We start from the raw sequence: 17,660 nt of genomic DNA, 5'->3' as shown, positions 1-17,660 counted from the left end.
CCAAATAGTCTGGTGGCGATAGCGAGAAGGTCACACCCGTTCCCATACCGAACACGGAAGTTAAGCTTCTCAGCGCCGATGGTAGTTGGGGGTTTCCCCCTGTGAGAGTAGGACGCCGCCGGGCACACGAAAGAACAGCTGTAATGGCTGTTCTTTTTTTGTGCTCCATATCTCCTTTAAAGCTGTATTATTAGCAGAAAAGCAACAAGGTTTTCATTCTTCTAAGTCCTAAAAATAATTTAAACTACCTAAATTGTTATAAGACATACAAGGAAATGGAATGTCAATCATAAAATATAAAACAACTAAACTTTCTAAAATATTATTCGGAAAATTGTATACAAAATTAGGCTGCGGGCAACAATAGGTGTACGGAGGTGGAGGATTTGGGTTCGCTTTTAGCAAAAAAACAAGTCGGGGAAACGTGTGTGATTTGCGAACAGACAAAAATGGCTGGCATACACCTGTATACTTCTTTTATATGCACAGAGTGTGAGAGCATCATGATCCAGACAGATACGAGTGATCCTAAATATAAATATTACGTCGAGAAGTTAAGGAAAGTAACAAAACCTGAGATTTACAGTTAAAAGCTCATATCGAGCTTTTATTTTTTTTGTTAGAATAGATAGGTGTGAATTTTTAAAGTTAAGGTGAGATAATGGACCAGTCAAAAACACCTTTATATGACCAATTGATCAAGCATCAAAAGAGGAACCCTATTTCCTTTCATGTACCGGGACATAAGTTCGGTAATGTTGTTCTGGAAAAGGGACAATCTTTCTTTGCTGAGATATTGAAATTGGATGCAACGGAAATAACAGGACTAGATGACCTTCATTCTCCTGAGGGCGTTATTTTAGAAGCGGAGAATTTACTTAAAGGTTTGTATCAAACTGAAAAGAGCTTTTTTTTAATAAATGGGTCTACAGTGGGCAATCTGGCGATGATTCTGTCTGTGATTAAAGAGGATGATTTGGTGCTCGTGCAGCGTAATTCCCACAAGTCAATCATGAATGCAATCAGACTTGCAAAAGCGAGGCCTGTGTTTATCAGTCCTGAATACGATTCGGATTACAACGTGGCCGGGGGATTGACTATTGAAGCAGTGAAGTCTGCAATTAGCCAAAATCCAAATGCAAAGGCGCTTATTTTAACGTACCCTAACTATTACGGGATGACCTATGACCTGAAGAGCATCATCGATTTAGCGCATTTACAGAGTATACCAGTTTTAGTGGATGAGGCGCACGGTGTGCATTTTATCGCAGGAGATATTTTTCCGCCATCGGCTGTCGATTTAGGTGCGGATATCGTAGTACAGTCTGCACACAAGACATTGCCGGCGATGACAATGGGGGCATTTCTTCATTATCAAAGCAGTTTGGTATCTTTGAACAATTTGCAGTTTTATTTACAGGCGTTGCAATCAAGCAGTCCATCGTATCCATTGATGGCTTCTCTTGATTTGGCCCGCAGTTATCTGGGTACATACGGTCATGAGGATCTTTTGTACCTGCAGGAAGAGATTGAGAATTTCCGAAGTGGGATACACAAGCTTGGTACTATCCGTTTGTTGAACCGGTACGACCCTTTGAAAATAACGATACAGTCTACAGGGGGCTGGTCGGGATTTGAGCTGCAAAAGAATCTTGAGTCCGAAGGGATTTTTACAGAATTAGCGGATCCGTATAATGTGCTGTTCGTTCTCCCTTTACTGAAACGCAGAATGAAGCATCGAATGGGGGAGGCTGCTGAAAAAATTGCAGCGGTTGTTGACTCAATGCCTCAGGGAAAACAAAAACAGGAAAAAAAATATTTTAACAAGGAAATTTCGACATTAGCAGTCGGCTATAAAGAAATGGAACAGCAACAGGCTGAGTTCATCCCACTTGAGCAATCAATAGGGCGAATATGCGCTGAATCGATCATTCCTTATCCGCCGGGAATTCCGCTTTGTCTCCCGGGAGAAGAAGTGAGAGAAGAAGATTTGCAAATGATTGTATATTTGAGAAACATAGGTGCAAAAATCCAGGGTGGAGAGTATTTGCATTCTGGTAAAATAAAAGTGTTCAAGAGTTGGGGGATTTAAATGGCAAACGGAATATTCATTACTATCGAAGGGCCAGATGGTTCGGGTAAGACAACGATCATCCAAATGCTTGCTGAAAATCTTGAAAGGGAAGGGTTCGAGGTGATTGCAACACGCGAGCCCGGTGGTATAGAGATAGCAGAGCAAATCAGAAAAGTGATTCTGGATCCTGACAACACCGAAATGGATTCACGAACCGAGGCGTTATTATATGCGGCAGCCAGAAGGCAGCATCTGGCTGAAAAGGTGAGACCAGCTCTCGAAAAGGGGAAAATCATCTTATGTGACAGGTTTGTCGATAGTTCTCTCGCATATCAGGGACATGCACGCGGATTGGGAATTGATGAGGTCTACTCAATTAACGAGTTTGCCATCGAGGATATGATGCCGGAGTTAACCTTGTATTTTGACATAGCTCCAGAGGTTGGGCTTGAAAGAATCAATAAAAATAAGGGACGCGAAGTGAACCGCCTTGATATGGAAAAACTTGATTTCCATCAAAAGGTCAGAGAAGGTTATTTGATTCTTGCTGATAGGTTCGCAGACCGCATTGTAAAAATTGATGCCTCTAAAGAGCTGCAGGCAGTTTATAAGCAAGCTGAAGCTAAAATCAAAAGTTTATTGAATAAATGAGCAATTGAATCAAGCCTTGATTGATATTGAGGCTTGTTTTTTTATATTGAATCTGATGAATTTTGGAAGCCATTGGGATTTTACGTTTATATCATGTCTTGTCACGTGAATCCTGTTATAATGAGAATACAAATGTACGGTATTATAAAATTAGGAGGAACATGAATGAAGTTAATTTTAGCCGTGGTCCAGGACCAGGACAGCAACCGTCTGTCCAATGCATTAGTGGACCATAATTTCCGTGCAACAAAGATGGCTAGTACAGGTGGATTCCTAAAATCGGGAAATACCACTTTTATCATAGGAACTGAAGACATCAGGATAGAAAAAGCGCTGGAGGTCATCAGGGATAATTGCAAATCGCGGGATCAGCTTGTCGCACCAGTTTCCCCAATGGGAGGGAATGCGGATTCGTATGTTCCTTACCCAGTGGAAGTAGAAGTCGGGGGAGCGACCGTTTTTGTATTGCCTGTTGAACAGTTTCATCAATTTTAACAGGAAGCGCGCGGAGGTTTAGCACAAGATGAAGATTAATCAAGACATGCGCCTTAATTTAGATAAAGTCCGTCAAGATCAAAAGCAGCAGGCTGGAGGCGGAATAAAGTTCAATGAATTAGTTCAAAAGCAAGAACATAAATTACAGCTCGGACAGCTGCAGCAGTTAATGAAGGAAGTGGAGTCTGCTGGCGAACGTCTTGCAAGATCCAGGACTTTTAAAGACATGGCTAAGTTTAAAACTCTAGTAAAGCAATTTGTAAAGGAAACTGTAAGCTTTGGGATGGAGCTCAAGCACTCGCATAGCTGGAATCAATATGGCGAGGGCCGTTCCTTGAGGCTAGTCGAAACAATTGATGAAAAACTCGTCGACTTGACTGAAGAGTTAATGAAAAATAAGGACGAACAGATTGATATTCTCGGAAGAATCGGAGAAATCAAAGGTCTTTTGATCAATTTATATACGTAAGAGAGTGATCGCATTGGCAAAAACGTGGGACGAGCTGGAGAGACTGCAGCCGAATGTTTTGAAGATGATTAAAAACAGCATCCTGAAAAATCGAATAGCCCATGCGTATTTGTTTGAAGGAATGAGGGGCACCGGCAAAAAGGAGATTAGTATTCTTCTTGCTAAAAGCATCAATTGCCATGATCCTATTGAAGGCTATAAACCTTGCGAAAGCTGTTCAAACTGCAAAAGAATCAACAGCGGCAACCACCCTGATATTCATCTTGTCGAGCCTGATGGATTGTCAATCAAGAAGGGACAGATCCAGCAGCTGCAAGAGGAGTTTTCGAAAACGGGAGTGGAGTCCAGGAACAAACTCTACACAATTGTCCATGCTGACCGGATGACGACAAATGCGGCTAACAGTTTGCTGAAGTTCTTGGAAGAGCCGCATGCGGGGACAGTCGCGGTTCTGATAACCGAGCAGGCACAGCAAATGCTGCCGACAATTTTATCCAGATGTCAGATGATTAATTTTACACCGTTATCTCCTAAAAATATGGCAGGACAGCTGATTGCAAATGGGGTTCAACCTCAGATGGCACCGCTGTTGGCACAGCTAACGAACAATTTGGAAGAAGCTTTGGCAATTAGTCATGATGATTGGTTTGCACAAGCACAAAAAATAGTGTTAAAATTATATGAAGTGCTTAAAAAGAATTCACTTGAAGCAATGGTCACGCTTCAGGAAAACTGGTTTACGCACTTCAAAGAGAAAGAACAGATTGATCGAGGTTTGGATTTATTACTTCTTACTTTTAAGGATTTATTATATATTCAGCTTGGCAAGAAGGACCAGGTTGTTTATCTAAACGAAAGCTCACGTTTAGAACAGTTTGCACTACAGACATCCGGACGGCGTCTTACCGAACAAATGGCAGCCATTCTGGAGGCGAAGAGGAAGCTGCATGCCAATATGAATCCCCAGCTGCTCATGGAAGAGCTGGTGTTAAAATTGCAGGAGGGATCTACACTTGTATGATGTAGTAGGTGTCCGCTTCAAGAAAGCGGGAAAGATTTATTATTTTGATCCCGGCGATCTCTCAATTCAAAAGGACGAATTCGTCATTGTCGAAACTGTAAGGGGCGTTGAGTACGGAAGAGTGGTTACTCCCCGGAAACAGGTAGGCGAAAAGGATGTAGTCCTGCCTCTGAAAAAGGTAGTCAGAATTGCAGATCAGAAGGATCGTCTTATTGTCGAGGAAAACCAAACGGCTGCAAAGGAAGCATACGATGTTTGCAGTGAAAAAGTGAATGAACATCAGCTTGATATGAAGCTAGTTGATGTTGAATATACATTTGACCGCAATAAAGTCATTTTTTACTTCACGGCTGACGGCCGCGTCGATTTCCGGGAATTGGTCAAGGACTTGGCCTCTATTTTCAGGACAAGGATCGAGCTTCGCCAGATTGGTGTCAGGGATGAAGCAAAAATGCTTGGCGGTATAGGGCCTTGCGGCAGAATGCTTTGCTGTTCAACGTTCCTGGGAGACTTTGATCCAGTTTCAATCAAGATGGCCAAGGATCAAAACCTCTCCCTTAATCCTACAAAGATTTCCGGGCTTTGCGGCAGGCTGATGTGCTGTTTGAAATATGAGAATGATGAATATGAAACAGCGAAAGAGCTGCTCCCAGACCTTGGTGAGATGATCGTGACGCCTAACGGTCCAGGGAAAGTAGTAGGGCTGAATATATTGGAACGTGTGATGCAAGTCGATGTTGCCGGCCAGGAACGCGTGCTGGAATATACACTTGAGGAAATACAGGAAGCAGGAGCTGTATCGTTGCAATCATCCACAGATTAATGAGGTGGAACAGGTGGATAAAAAAGATATCTTTGACTCAGTAAGTAACATGGAATCACAAATCGGTGATTTGTATCGTCAGCTTGGTGAGTTAAAACAGCATTTAGCAGAGATTCTAGAAGAGAATAACTCTTTAAAGCTGGAAAATGAGCATATAAGACGCCGTCTGGATCAAACCATTGGTAAAAAAGATCCAAACATTAAGAAGGGCAGTAAAGGAAACAGCAATGCAGTCCAGGGCGAGGGCGATAAAAATGTGTTGGATATTGGCGAAGGCTACGACAACCTGGCCCGGCTTTACCAGGAAGGCTTCCACATTTGCAATCTGCATTTTGGCAGCCCGCGCAAAGAGGATTGCCTGTTTTGTTTATCTTTTCTTAATAAAAAATAATTGGCAGCCTTCCTTCATTGGGAAGGCTATTTTTATAAGGTCTGGTTGATATTGTACAGGCATTTTTGCTTTGGAGGAACAAGAAAAATGGTTAATTTACGTGAAGATGAAAGACTCGACTACCTATTAGCTGAGGATTTGAGGATTATCCAGAGTCCCAATGTGTTTTCTTTTTCCCTGGATGCGGTACTGCTCGCAAGATTTGTGTGGATGCCGATCCAAAAGGGGAAGATAGTCGACCTTTGCAGCGGCAATGGCGTTATCCCGTTGTTTTTAAGTGCCAGGACTAAGGGGACGATTACTGGGGTGGAGATCCAGGAGCGCTTATTTGATATGGCTGTCCGCAGCATTGAATATAACAAGCTTGAAGATCGTCTGCATATGGTCCATGGAGACATCAAAGAAGCACCGAAACAGCTGGGGTATGAAAAATATGATGTTGTCACATGCAATCCTCCTTATTTTCCAACACCTTCAAGGGAAGAAATAAATGTGAATGAGCATTTGGCGATTGCACGCCATGAAATTCTCTGTACGCTCGAGGATGCGATCCGGTCTTCAAGCCAGCTTGTAAAGCAGGGGGGCAAGGTTGCCTTCGTCCACCGTCCCGGAAGACTGATTGATATCATCGAGATGATGAGGAGATACCGTTTAGAACCTAAGCGGATTCAGTTCGTCTATCCTAAGGCCGGGAAGGAAGCCAACACATTATTGATTGAGGCAATCAAGGATGGCAGCCCTGATCTTAAAATCCTTGAGCCGCTGATCGTCTATGATGATAATAATGAATACACACCGATCGTAAAAGAGATTTTATATGGAAGCAAGTAAGCACTAAAACAGTATTTTTTTGAGAGAAACGGGTGATTTATATGCAACAGCAGAAAAGCTTTGAACAGGAAAATGAAAAAGGGATCTTGTATCTTGTGCCTACACCGATCGGCAATCTCGAAGACATGACTTTCAGGGCGATCAGAATCATGAAAGAAGCAGATTTAATTGCTGCGGAGGATACAAGGAACACGAAGAAGCTTTGCAATTATTTTGAGATTGAAACGCCTGTGTCAAGCTATCATGAACATAATAAGGAAAGCAGCGGACATAAAATAATTGAAAAAATCAAAGAGGGCGCAAAAGTTGCACTTGTGAGCGATGCCGGGATGCCGACCATTTCTGACCCGGGTGCGGAGCTCGTTGTCGAAGCAATTGCCGCAAGGCTGACGGTCGTCCCGCTGCCAGGAGCGAATGCGGCGCTGACGGCACTGATTGCTTCGGGTATCCAGCCCCAGCCCTTTTATTATTACGGCTTCCTCCAGAGAGGAAAAAAGGATAAAAAGAAGGAAATCGAGCTTTTATCAAAGCAGACGGGGACCATCGTCCTTTATGAGTCTCCGCATCGGCTTAAAGAAACGCTGTCGTTAATGTTAGATGGATTAGGCGACCGTAACATCGTCCTTTGTCGTGAATTGACGAAGAAATTTGAGGAATTCATCAGGGGAACGATTTCAGAAGTGCTCGCATGGGCAGAATCCGAAGAAATACGCGGGGAATTCGTGCTGGTCATCGAAGGTGCATCCTTAAGTTCGATTGAAGTGGCCGAAACCCATTGGTGGGAAACATTGAGCCTGAGTGAGCATGTGGAGCATTATATCTCGAAAGAAAATATGAATTCAAAAGCTGCCATTAAGCAAACAGCCAAGGACAGGGACATGCAAAAGCGAGATGTTTACCAGGCCTACCATATCAGTGAGTAAGCCAAGATAAAAAAGGCCGAGGAGCATACTCCTCGGCCTTGAAATTTTATTATGCTTTTACAGGTTCGAAGCTTCCCTGGATTTCTTTTAGAAGCTGTTCTGCACCTTCACGGCTAAGGATCAGCTTGCCGCCAGCCAAAGTGATGTTGTTATCTGAAACTTCGCCAGTGACATGGCAAGTCATATTAGGCTTATATTTTTTAAGGATGATGCGGTCATCGTCCACATAGATTTCCAAAGCATCCTTTTCTGCGATGCCAAGAGTTCTTCTTAGTTCGATTGGAATAACCACGCGGCCAAGTTCATCAACTTTACGTACAATACCAGTAGATTTCATAGTAAGTTTGTCTCCTCTCAATTTCCCTTATATAAGTTCGTCATTTTTCGACATATTTTTCTCTATTGGTTTTATAATACCAGCGATTCCAATTACCGTCAATTAATTTATTTTTCTTCCATTAACAAAATTTAACACCAAGTGCAAACCTTTTCATATCAACGTTCTAGATGGATTAGTCTTATAAACTCAAGGAATGGCGCGGATTTTTAACGCAAGGGATCTACGGGAATTATGTTTGCCGCAATAATATTCTGCGCGCAATTCGACAAAATTCTACATTTGATTCGACAAAATGTCACGTGTTTGACATATTTGAGATGTATTGCACATTTTCTTGTAATTGGGTATATTTTGAGGATAGAAGAGGCAATGATTCTACTAGGCTCTTTTCCTTAACCATTTTGGGAAAAAGAGTCGAGGATAAATAAAAGTGATGACGTGGCGATGCGTATCAAGCATAAGCTGCATGTAAAAGCTCTTGTCCATTATGGGCGGGGCTTTTTTAACACTAGAGTGGGAAACCCAGTGCATTAGCTGGTATAATAACTACTATTAGAATGAACTAGCAGTTTTAGTTAAGGAGGATCTTCATGGAAGAGAAACTGAAAACCTTTTATCTTACGACCCCTATTTATTATCCAAGCGGCAATCTGCATATCGGCCACGCTTATACGACGGTTGCTGGCGATGCGATGGCCCGCTATAAAAGGCTCCGGGGCTATGACGTCATGTACTTGACAGGCACGGATGAGCACGGGCAAAAGATCCAGCGCAATGCCGAAGCAAAAGGAATTACGCCGCAGCAATACGTCGATGAGATTGTTGATGGCATCCAGGATCTGTGGGGCAAGCTTGATATTTCTTACAATGATTTTATCCGTACAACGCAAGATCGCCACAAACAGATTGTCGAGAAGATTTTCGCGCAGCTGCTCGAGCAGGGCGATATCTATCTCGATCAATATGAAGGCTGGTACTGTACTCCATGTGAATCCTTCTATACAGATCGACAGTTAGAAGACGGCAACTGCCCAGACTGCGGCCGGCTTGTTGAAAAGGTAAAGGAAGAATCGTATTTCTTCAAGATGAGCAAATACGCTGACAGGCTTCTGCAATATTATGAAGAAAACCCTGAATTCATCCAGCCTGAGTCACGTAAAAATGAAATGATCAATAATTTCATTAAACCAGGACTTGAGGATTTGGCTGTATCCCGTACTACCTTTGATTGGGGCGTGAAGGTTCCAGGAGATCCTAAGCATGTCATTTATGTATGGATCGATGCGTTGTCGAACTATATTACAGCCCTTGGCTACGGTACTGACGATGACTCAAAGTATTTGAATTACTGGCCGGCGGATGTACACCTTGTCGGCAAGGAAATCGTCCGTTTCCATACAATCTACTGGCCAATCATGCTAATGGCGCTAGACCTTCCGCTTCCTAAAAAGGTTTTCGCCCATGGCTGGCTTTTGATGAAGGACGGCAAGATGTCAAAATCAAAGGGCAATGTGGTTGACCCGGTTACTTTGATAGACAGATATGGCCTTGATGCCCTTCGCTACTACTTGCTGCGTGAAGTTCCATTTGGTTCTGATGGCGTTTTTACTCCTGAAGGATTTGTCGAAAGAATTAATTTTGATTTGGCCAATGATCTTGGAAACCTGTTGAACAGAACGGTTGCCATGATCAATAAGTACTTCGATGGAGAAATACCTGCCTACAATGGTTCCGAAGGGGAATTTGAGAAACAGCTTCTTGAAGTAAATAATGAAACTGTCCAAAAATATGAAGAAGCAATGGAGAAAATGGAGTTTTCAGTAGCGCTTACTTCGATTTGGCAATTGGTCAGCCGGTGCAATAAATTTATTGATGAAACACAGCCGTGGGTGCTGGCAAAGGATGAAGAAAAGAAAGCTGCTTTAGGAGATGTGATGGTCCACCTTGCTGAATCATTAAGAAGAGCAGCAATACTGTTGAAGCCATTCCTGACCAGGACTCCTGATAAGATCTTTGCCCAGCTGAATGTTACTTCTGAAGCAATTCAAACATGGGAAAGCCTTGAATCATTCGGGGAAATTCCTGCAGGCACAAAGGTTGTTCAGGGAGAGCCGATTTTCCCTCGCCTTGATCTGAAGGAAGAGGTTGATTTTATTAAAGAAAAGATGCAGGGTTCGGCTCCGGCAGCGGCACCTGTTGAAGAAAAAAAGCCTGAGCCTCAGGAAGAAATTACGATAGATGATTTCATGAAGGTTGAACTGAGGGTAGCAGAAGTGATCCACGCAGTGCCTGTTAAAAAGGCTGATAAACTGCTGAAGCTTCAGTTGAACCTTGGCTATGAAAAACGTCAGGTCGTTTCAGGCATAGCTAAATACTATAAGCCGGAAGATCTTGTTGGCAAGAAGGTCATTTGCGTCACAAACCTTAAGCCGGTAAAACTCCGCGGGGAGCTTTCCGAGGGCATGATCCTTGCAGGGGAAAAAGATGGCGTCATGTCACTGGCAACAGTTGACGACTCATTGTCTATAGGAGCAAAGGTTAAATAACATAAAATAAGAAAAGCGCAAGTTCCTTGGTCAGCCCCGAAGCGTCTCGAGGAGTTAGGAGCCGCAGCTAGACAAGCGACTCGAGGGGCTAGACGCTGGAGCTGGACAATTCTCGAAGTGAATTTTATACATTCTTATTTAAAATAAAAAACCTGGAAATGTTCCATGTGTAACATTTCCAGGTTTTTTCTCACATTGAAAGTGCATCCTTTATATGTAATATGATCCCGACAAGTGTCGGGTTTTTTCAAATCAAGAACCAAAAATTTGACCGGCGCAGCTGAAAAAAGTTATGATATCGTCAAATCTTTATCACAAATTCAAGAACAATTCTTCCTGTCTATTCAGTCCGATGTACGATACAGGTAGAATGAAGCTGTAAGCGGTGCAAGTAAAGGAGTTTAGAAATGCTTTTTGATACACACGTTCATTTAAACGCAGAACAATTTAACGACGATCTCCAGGAGGTCATAGACCGCGCAATTACAGAAGGTGTTACCAACATGGTAGTGGTCGGATTCGATGAAGTCACAATCAAAAAAGCAATAGAACTCGCTGAAACATACGAATTCATCTACGCAAGCGTCGGTTGGCACCCGGTTGATGCCATCGATATGACTCCAGAGCATCTTGATTGGCTGAGAGAGCTGTCTAGCCATCCAAAGGTTGTTGCCCTGGGAGAGATGGGTCTCGATTATTATTGGGACAAATCACCGAAGGAGATCCAGAAAGAGGTTTTCCGCAAGCAAATCAGGCTGGCGAAAGAAGTGGAACTTCCTATCATCATACATAATCGTGACGCAACAGCTGACATAGTTGAAATATTAAAGGAAGAGAATGCCGGGGAAGTTGGAGGAATCATGCATTGCTATAGCGGCAGTGTTGAGACAGCTCTCGAATGCATTGAAATGAACTTCTATATTTCGCTAGGCGGACCGGTAACGTTTAAAAATGCCAAAAAGCCGAAAGAAGTCGCAGAATCGATTCCATTGGACAGACTGTTGGTTGAAACAGACTGCCCATACTTGACTCCGCATCCATATCGCGGAAAGAGAAATGAGCCAGCCTACGTAAAACTGGTCGCCGAACAAATTGCAGGTCTGAAAGGGTTAACTCTTGAAGAGGTTGCAGACGCAACCGCCAAAAATGCAAAAAAATTATTCGGCATAAAGTGATAAAGAATGTTGTCGATTTTTCAGTAAGGTTGTCCAAACTTTTTATGATTCTAAAAAGTTCTACATGTCTCACTTATGACATAGGATAACCATGTCGATAACTCTTGCTTTTCTTTTTATGGAGCATCTTGCATAATAGGGATTACGCTTGGCAAGGGTGTCTGGGTTGACAAGTCGGCAACAAAATCTTTATAATCACTCCGAGAAGAGGAGGCGTTTTTCATCGTGATTAATAGTATGAAAAACCTGTTTTCCAAGACTTTGAGTAAGAAGAAGCTGGTGATTTTTTCTGCTAGTTTCCTAGTTTTTGTGGCTGCTTTGGGGATCTTCATGTACGAAGGAACCAAGAATACAGTTGCATTAACGCTTGATGGCCAAGAAAGAGTCATTAAAACACATGCGAATACAATCCAAGATTTATTTAATGATCTCGATATTTCATTGCGCTCAGAGGACTATTTATCGCTGGCAGTTAACACGAAAGTCAAGGATAACCTATCGATCGTGTGGAAGCCGGCAAAACAGGTAGAGGTAATACAGGATCAGGAAAAGAAAACGTATTGGACAGCAGCCGATACGGTGAAAGACTTCCTGAAGGAGCAAAATATAGTTGTAAGTGAACACGACAAGTTAAACCTAAACCCAGACGCTAAGTTAAAGAAAGATATGAAGATTGCCATTCAAAGAGCTTTCTCGCTTAAACTTGTAGTAGGCGGAAAAGAGCAAGATGTATGGTCGACTTCGACTACGGTCGCTGACTTTTTATCACAGCAAGGAATCACACTAAACGAATTAGACCGTGTTGAGCCTGAACAAAAGCAGACAGTCACAAAGGATGACGTGATTAATGTCATTCGAGTTGAAAAAGTCACCGATGTAGTGGAAGAACCAATTAACTTTGCAGTCATCACAAAGAACGATAGCAATCTGGAAAAAGGTAAACAAAAGGTCGTATCTCAAGGCCAGGAAGGCTTGTTATCCAAGCATTACGAAGTAATCTTGGAAAACGGCAAGGAAGTATCCAGAAAACTGGTCAGCGAAAAGAAAGTGAAGGAAAAACAGGATAAAGTCGTGGCGATGGGAACCAAAGTCATCGTGGCTCAAGTTTCTCGAGGCACAAGCGAACCGGCAGGAAAGGAATTTTATGTGACTTCCACCGCTTATACTGCTAATTGCAGTGGCTGTTCTGGACGTACTGCTACTGGGATTAATCTGAGGGCAAATCCGAATATTAAGGTAATTGCAGTCGACCCAAGTGTCATTCCTTTAGGAACAAAAGTATATGTCGAAGGCTATGGTTATGCTATCGCTGCCGATAAAGGATCAGCCGTGAAGGGCTATAAGATCGATGTCTTTTTCCCTTCAACATCAGATGCATACCGCTGGGGCCGCAAACGCGTCAAAATCAAAATTCTAAATTAATTCATGGATGCAGGGGAACCTTCCTCTGCATTTTTGTTTTTTCATTTTGCGTTTAAGGTATAATAAGAAAAGTATTCATTATTCATTACCCGTTTCAGTTAAAGCTAATCAAAAAAGATTTCACTTATATAGACGATTATATTTCAGAAATGTTTCATTTATTTCACAGGATTTTTTATTTTTTTAAAAGATTTTTTAAAAAATAGGCTCTGTTAAATTAGGCTGTTGATTTTCGTTCCAGGCGCTTCGCTTTCCGCGGGGCTGGCGCTGAGCCTCCTCGTCGCAAGCTCCTGCGGGGTGCAAATGATTTCTCACGAGAATCATTTCACCTAGGTCTCAGCTGTCCAGCTGATCCCGCAGGACTTTGATTGAACTTCCTCGAACCTGCCCACGCACGATGGAAATGCGTTAGCATTTTCGGAGGAGTCTTCGCGCCTTCCACTACAATCAACAGGGTTAAATAACAACATCGAGCTTTAACAGAGCCAAAAAATAAGTAAATGTATTGTGCTTGGAGGAATCATGAAAATAAAAGAAATTATCGTAGTTGAGGGCAAGGATGATACAACAGCGATCAGGCGTGCTGTTGATGCGGATACGATTGAAACGAATGGGTCGGCGATCAATGAGGAAACAATTGAGCGGATCCGGAATGCCCATGAAAAGCGGGGAGTGATTGTTTTTACGGATCCGGATTTCCCGGGGGAAAAAATTCGCAAGACGATTTCCGAGCAAATCGCGGGCTGTAAGCATGCTTTTATCCCGAAAGAATTGGCCAAACCTAAATCTGGGAGGGGCTTGGGGGTTGAGCACGCGTCCCCGGAAGTGATAAGAGATGCCCTTAAAGATGCGCAGATAATGGACGCGGAAGCGGTCGAAGTGATTACCCAGGAAGATCTGCTCGTTGCCGGCCTGATTGGCGGCCAGGGGGCCAAGGAAAGACGCGAAAAGCTTGGCAGGCTGCTTAAGATTGGCTATACAAATGGAAAACAGCTGCACAAGCGCCTGATGATGTTTCAAGTGAAAAGACAGGATTTCGCCGGTGCACTGGCAGAGATCCTTAAGGAGGAACAAGATGCATAAGGATATTGCTACCCCGGTGAGAACGAGGGAGATACTTGATAAATACGGGTTTTCTTTTAAAAAGAGCCTTGGCCAGAACTTCTTGATCGATACGAATATTTTAAATCGGATCGTCGATCATGCTGAACTAAAGGAAAGAAGCGGGGCAATTGAAATCGGGCCCGGGATTGGGGCTTTGACCGAACAATTGGCTAAAAGAGCCGAAAAGGTCGTGGCATTTGAAATCGATCAGCGACTGCTTCCTATACTAGAGGATACATTGTCACCTTATCCAAACGTTAAAATCATCCATAGCGACGTTTTAAAAGCCGATGTACAGGCTGTCGTTGAGACAGAATTTGCCGGGCTTGAGGATGTCATGGTTGTTGCGAATCTTCCTTATTATGTTACGACGCCTATCCTTATGAAGCTGCTTGAGGAAAGGCTGCCAATCAGGGGAATCGTCTGTATGCTCCAAAAGGAAGTAGCTGACCGGATTTCGGCCAAGCCATCAACGAAGGAATATGGATCACTATCAATTGCGGTTCAGTATTATACGAAGGCCGAGACAGTGATGATCGTTCCTAAAACCGTATTCATGCCGCAGCCAAACGTCGATTCTGCGGTCATCAGGCTGACGCTTCATGATGAACCGCCTGTCAAAGTGACTGATGAGAAGTTTTTCTTCTTTGTTACAAGGTCAAGCTTTGCCCAGCGGAGAAAAACAATCCTGAACAACCTGACAAGCCAGCTTCCGGATGGGAAACAAAAAAAGGAAGACATCCTTGCTGCGTTAAAGCAGGCTGGAATTGAGGAATCCCGCAGGGGAGAGACTCTGTCAATTGAAGAATTCGCGTGCTTGAGCGAAGCGCTGTATCCATACTTCCACTAAAGTCCGGTGTTCCCGGGCTTTTTTGATTTAGAAAAAAACGAACGAATTTAGGAATATTCCTTGGGATGCTCCTTTTACTGTCCATAAGGCAATCCCCAAAATGCCTAAAAAGCACATGTTTATGGGTTTTTGCATAGTTTATGTATGAAAACCATTTAGCGCAGCCTTTGTGCGGGGCAATTGGAGTGAGGATTGTGAATATTAACCTCATGGATATCGTCGGCAGGGTTTCGTATCAATGCGACATTATGTTCCGGGTAATCGATATCAGAGAGATACATGGCAAGAAAATCGCGATATTATACGGTGAGGATTTTCGGCTGATAGCGGATGCTCCCTATGAGGATTTATTAAGGATTGATCCGAATATGCGCATGAGGCTGACAAAGGAATTCCGGTCACTTGAGGAACAGTCATATAAGCTCTTTCGGCAGGATGTCGATTTATTGCAGCAGAAGCAAGAATATGAAGCCACTGAGGGATATAGCAAATCATATAATTACTTTCAGATGCCGGGAAAGGTGCTCCATATAGATGGAGACCCAAATTATTTAAAAAAATGCCTGACCCTCTATGAAAAGGTCGGCGTTCCGGTTTACGGCATTCACTGCAATGAAAAGGAGATGCCTGAAAAAGTCGGTACCTTGATTGATTATTACAGGCCGGATATATTGGTCATCACCGGTCATGACGCCTATTCAAAATCTAAAGGATCCATGGACGACATAAATGCGTACCGCCATTCCAAGCATTTTGTCCAGACAGTCAGGGAAGCGAGGCGGAAGATCCCTCATCTTGATCAGCTGGTAATCTTTGCTGGGGCATGTCAATCCCATTTTGAATCACTGATCAATGCTGGGGCTAATTTTGCCAGTTCGCCTTCCAGAGTCAATATTCACGCGCTCGATCCGGTTTATATAGTAGCTAAAATCAGCTTCACGCCGTTCATGGAGCGCATTAATGTCTGGGATGTATTGAGAAATACATTGACAGGGGAAAAAGGTCTCGGAGGCATCGAAACCAAGGGAGTTTTAAGGACAGGAATGCCATATAAGAAAAATTCGCCGGATTAAGACTGGGATTCAGTCTCATCCGGCGTTTTTTTATGGAATAGGGTACATATTTTACCGTGTTAAAGGCTAATCTAAAAATGTTGAAAATTAGAAGAAAAAGAAGACGAAAAAACATTGACTTTTATTTTTGTCTACTGTTATAATTTATGTTTTTGTTTGACTAAATTATGTCAGCGTGTTATACTTTACACAGTGAGGTGGACCGAATGCCAAAAACATTATCGGATATCAAAAAAGCACTTGATTCAAACTTGGGAAAAAGACTTTTGCTAAAGGCCAATGGTGGACGCAGAAAAACGATTGAACGTTCAGGCGTATTAGCTGAAACTTATCCTTCAGTTTTCGTCATTGAGCTTGACCAGGATGAAAATGCTTTTGAACGTGTTTCGTACAGCTACGCAGATGTTTTAACTGAAACGGTTGAAATTACCTTCTTTGAAGATACAACAGGATCAATGGCTTTGAGCTAATCACGGCTCAATGCGGTACAGGCAGTGGACTTTCGGGTTGGCTGCTTTTTATTTTGCCCAAATTTCCCTATTCACAGGATAAAATAGGGTCACATGAAAAACTTCTTTTAAAAAGATACTAAATATGCAGCGATGGTGAAAGGAGATGGTAGCAATGGGCAGAAGAAGAGGGATTATGTCTGATAGGTTGAAGGAAGAGCTCGCCAAGGAGCTTGGTTTTTATGATGTCGTCCAAACGGAAGGATGGGGCGGTATCCGGGCCAAGGATGCAGGAAATATGGTAAAGCGCGCAATCGAACTAGCCGAACAGCAGCTTGCGAACCAAAAACACTGACCTAGATAGATATTTTTTGAACTGCCGGACAGCCTGCCTTTTGTGGCTGTTTATATATAGAGATAAGGCAGTATAAATTTCACTTCGAGAAATGTTCAGCTCCCCTGACCAAGGCGCTTGCGCTTTTCTTATATATTCAGATCCATCGCGGCGCCGGGGCATTTGCTCCGGCTTTTTCATTTTATATAATGCTGTTTTCGCATTGATTGTTGCTTTTCGTACAAAATCTCTTTGCCGCATTCAGTCAGGCTTCGGGCTCTTTTCTTGTTGCTCCTGACCCGCAATGCCATAAAACGGTTTGAAAAAGCACCAAAGTTTATGAAAAGAGCCTTTCATAAAGCGGAAAATGGTAAAGAAGATCCGCATACATTCTCTAATTCTTTGTGAAATTACTGTATTCGACATTATTCCAATGATAAAATAGAGGAATGTTTTAAGCAGTGGAGTCTTACTTTTATTACTCAAAGCGTATTATTCAAATTCGATAATTGTCTAGCTACAGCGCCTAGCCCCTCGAGTCGCTTCGATCCGCCCGATGAAGTCAAAGAACGGACTTCACCGGTCGGCCCTCCAGCGCTTGTCGGGGCTGACCAAGGCGCTTGCGCATTTCTTATCTTTTTGTGGTAAAATAGGACAAAATATGGATTTCGTTTAAAGTAGGTGGAAGC

General features: G+C 42.9%; 19 protein-coding genes and 1 rRNA gene. 19 read left to right on the top strand and 1 reads right to left on the bottom strand.

Features of this window, described 5'->3' with window-relative positions; genetic code table 11:
* Positions 1-8 precede the first annotated feature (8 nt).
* The 11 genes from rrf to rsmI all read left to right on the top strand — a co-directional run bounded on the left by rrf (position 9) and on the right by rsmI (position 7,678).
* Positions 9-124 (top strand): 5S ribosomal RNA (rrf, locus tag M3204_RS22090).
* Positions 125-386: 262 nt separating this feature from the next.
* Positions 387-590, top strand: a complete 204-nt coding sequence (locus M3204_RS22085; protein ID WP_251488111.1) for a sigma factor G inhibitor Gin — start codon at positions 387-389, stop codon at positions 588-590.
* Between the two features lie 71 nt (positions 591-661).
* A complete protein-coding gene (locus tag M3204_RS22080; RefSeq protein WP_251488108.1) occupies positions 662-2,092 on the top strand; it encodes an aminotransferase class I/II-fold pyridoxal phosphate-dependent enzyme in 1,431 nt (476 codons plus the stop codon).
* On the top strand, positions 2,093-2,725 hold the full coding sequence (gene tmk, locus M3204_RS22075) for a dTMP kinase (RefSeq protein ID WP_251488105.1): 633 nt from the start codon (positions 2,093-2,095) through the stop codon (positions 2,723-2,725).
* 165 nt (positions 2,726-2,890) lie between these two features.
* Positions 2,891-3,220 (top strand): cyclic-di-AMP receptor, encoded by a 330-nt coding sequence (locus M3204_RS22070; protein ID WP_226607344.1) that lies wholly within the window; start codon positions 2,891-2,893, stop codon positions 3,218-3,220.
* A 28-nt stretch (positions 3,221-3,248) separates the two neighbouring features.
* On the top strand, positions 3,249-3,689 hold the full coding sequence (locus tag M3204_RS22065) for a YaaR family protein (protein ID WP_251488102.1): 441 nt from the start codon (positions 3,249-3,251) through the stop codon (positions 3,687-3,689).
* A gap of 13 nt (positions 3,690-3,702) precedes the next feature.
* Positions 3,703-4,710, top strand: a complete 1,008-nt coding sequence (holB, locus tag M3204_RS22060; RefSeq protein ID WP_251488099.1) for a DNA polymerase III subunit delta' — start codon at positions 3,703-3,705, stop codon at positions 4,708-4,710.
* Complete coding sequence (locus M3204_RS22055; protein ID WP_251488096.1) at positions 4,703-5,533, top strand: PSP1 domain-containing protein; 831 nt, start codon at positions 4,703-4,705, stop codon at positions 5,531-5,533. The genes holB and M3204_RS22055 overlap by 8 nt, the downstream gene beginning before the upstream one ends.
* 13 nt (positions 5,534-5,546) lie before the next feature.
* Positions 5,547-5,924, top strand: coding sequence for a DNA replication initiation control protein YabA (yabA, locus tag M3204_RS22050; protein WP_251488093.1), 378 nt, complete (start codon positions 5,547-5,549; stop codon positions 5,922-5,924).
* 87 nt (positions 5,925-6,011) lie between these two features.
* Complete coding sequence (locus tag M3204_RS22045; protein WP_251488092.1) at positions 6,012-6,755, top strand: tRNA1(Val) (adenine(37)-N6)-methyltransferase; 744 nt, start codon at positions 6,012-6,014, stop codon at positions 6,753-6,755.
* 41 nt (positions 6,756-6,796) lie between these two features.
* Positions 6,797-7,678: a 16S rRNA (cytidine(1402)-2'-O)-methyltransferase gene (gene rsmI, locus M3204_RS22040; RefSeq protein WP_251488091.1), complete on the top strand. Its 882-nt coding sequence runs from the start codon at positions 6,797-6,799 to the stop codon at positions 7,676-7,678.
* Positions 7,679-7,727: 49 nt separating this feature from the next.
* Here the strand turns inward: rsmI and M3204_RS22035 are convergent, their stop codons facing one another.
* The gene (locus tag M3204_RS22035) at positions 7,728-8,015 is read right to left on the bottom strand and encodes an AbrB/MazE/SpoVT family DNA-binding domain-containing protein (RefSeq protein WP_041968001.1); all 288 of its coding nucleotides are present in this window, start codon (positions 8,013-8,015) and stop codon (positions 7,728-7,730) included.
* A gap of 593 nt (positions 8,016-8,608) precedes the next feature.
* Here M3204_RS22035 and metG point away from each other — a divergent pair.
* From metG to M3204_RS21995, 8 genes are all read left to right on the top strand, one after another.
* Positions 8,609-10,564 (top strand): methionine--tRNA ligase, encoded by a 1,956-nt coding sequence (metG, locus tag M3204_RS22030; protein ID WP_251488090.1) that lies wholly within the window; start codon positions 8,609-8,611, stop codon positions 10,562-10,564.
* 407 nt (positions 10,565-10,971) lie between these two features.
* On the top strand, positions 10,972-11,739 hold the full coding sequence (locus M3204_RS22025; RefSeq protein WP_251488089.1) for a TatD family hydrolase: 768 nt from the start codon (positions 10,972-10,974) through the stop codon (positions 11,737-11,739).
* Positions 11,740-11,976: 237 nt separating this feature from the next.
* A complete protein-coding gene (locus M3204_RS22020) occupies positions 11,977-13,161 on the top strand; it encodes a G5 and 3D domain-containing protein (protein ID WP_251488134.1) in 1,185 nt (394 codons plus the stop codon).
* Between the two features lie 522 nt (positions 13,162-13,683).
* Entirely contained in the window at positions 13,684-14,244 is a 561-nt protein-coding gene (gene rnmV / locus M3204_RS22015; RefSeq protein WP_251488086.1) for a ribonuclease M5, read from the top strand.
* Entirely contained in the window at positions 14,237-15,115 is an 879-nt protein-coding gene (rsmA, locus tag M3204_RS22010; RefSeq protein WP_251488085.1) for a 16S rRNA (adenine(1518)-N(6)/adenine(1519)-N(6))-dimethyltransferase RsmA, read from the top strand. Before rnmV ends, rsmA begins: the two co-directional genes overlap by 8 nt.
* Before the next feature lie 209 nt (positions 15,116-15,324).
* Positions 15,325-16,188, top strand: coding sequence for a sporulation peptidase YabG (yabG, locus tag M3204_RS22005; protein ID WP_285857108.1), 864 nt, complete (start codon positions 15,325-15,327; stop codon positions 16,186-16,188).
* A 206-nt stretch (positions 16,189-16,394) separates the two neighbouring features.
* On the top strand, positions 16,395-16,658 hold the full coding sequence (gene veg / locus M3204_RS22000) for a biofilm formation stimulator Veg (RefSeq protein ID WP_125481632.1): 264 nt from the start codon (positions 16,395-16,397) through the stop codon (positions 16,656-16,658).
* Positions 16,659-16,812: 154 nt separating this feature from the next.
* On the top strand, positions 16,813-16,992 hold the full coding sequence (locus M3204_RS21995; protein ID WP_251488072.1) for a small, acid-soluble spore protein, alpha/beta type: 180 nt from the start codon (positions 16,813-16,815) through the stop codon (positions 16,990-16,992).
* Positions 16,993-17,660: the final 668 nt, after the last annotated feature.

The organism is Mesobacillus subterraneus (genome assembly GCF_023715485.1).
GTDB classification, from domain to species: domain Bacteria; phylum Bacillota; class Bacilli; order Bacillales; family Cytobacillaceae; genus Mesobacillus; species Mesobacillus subterraneus_B.
The sequence above is the reverse complement of the archived record's forward strand: the minus strand, read 5'-3'. Positions and strand labels throughout refer to the sequence as shown.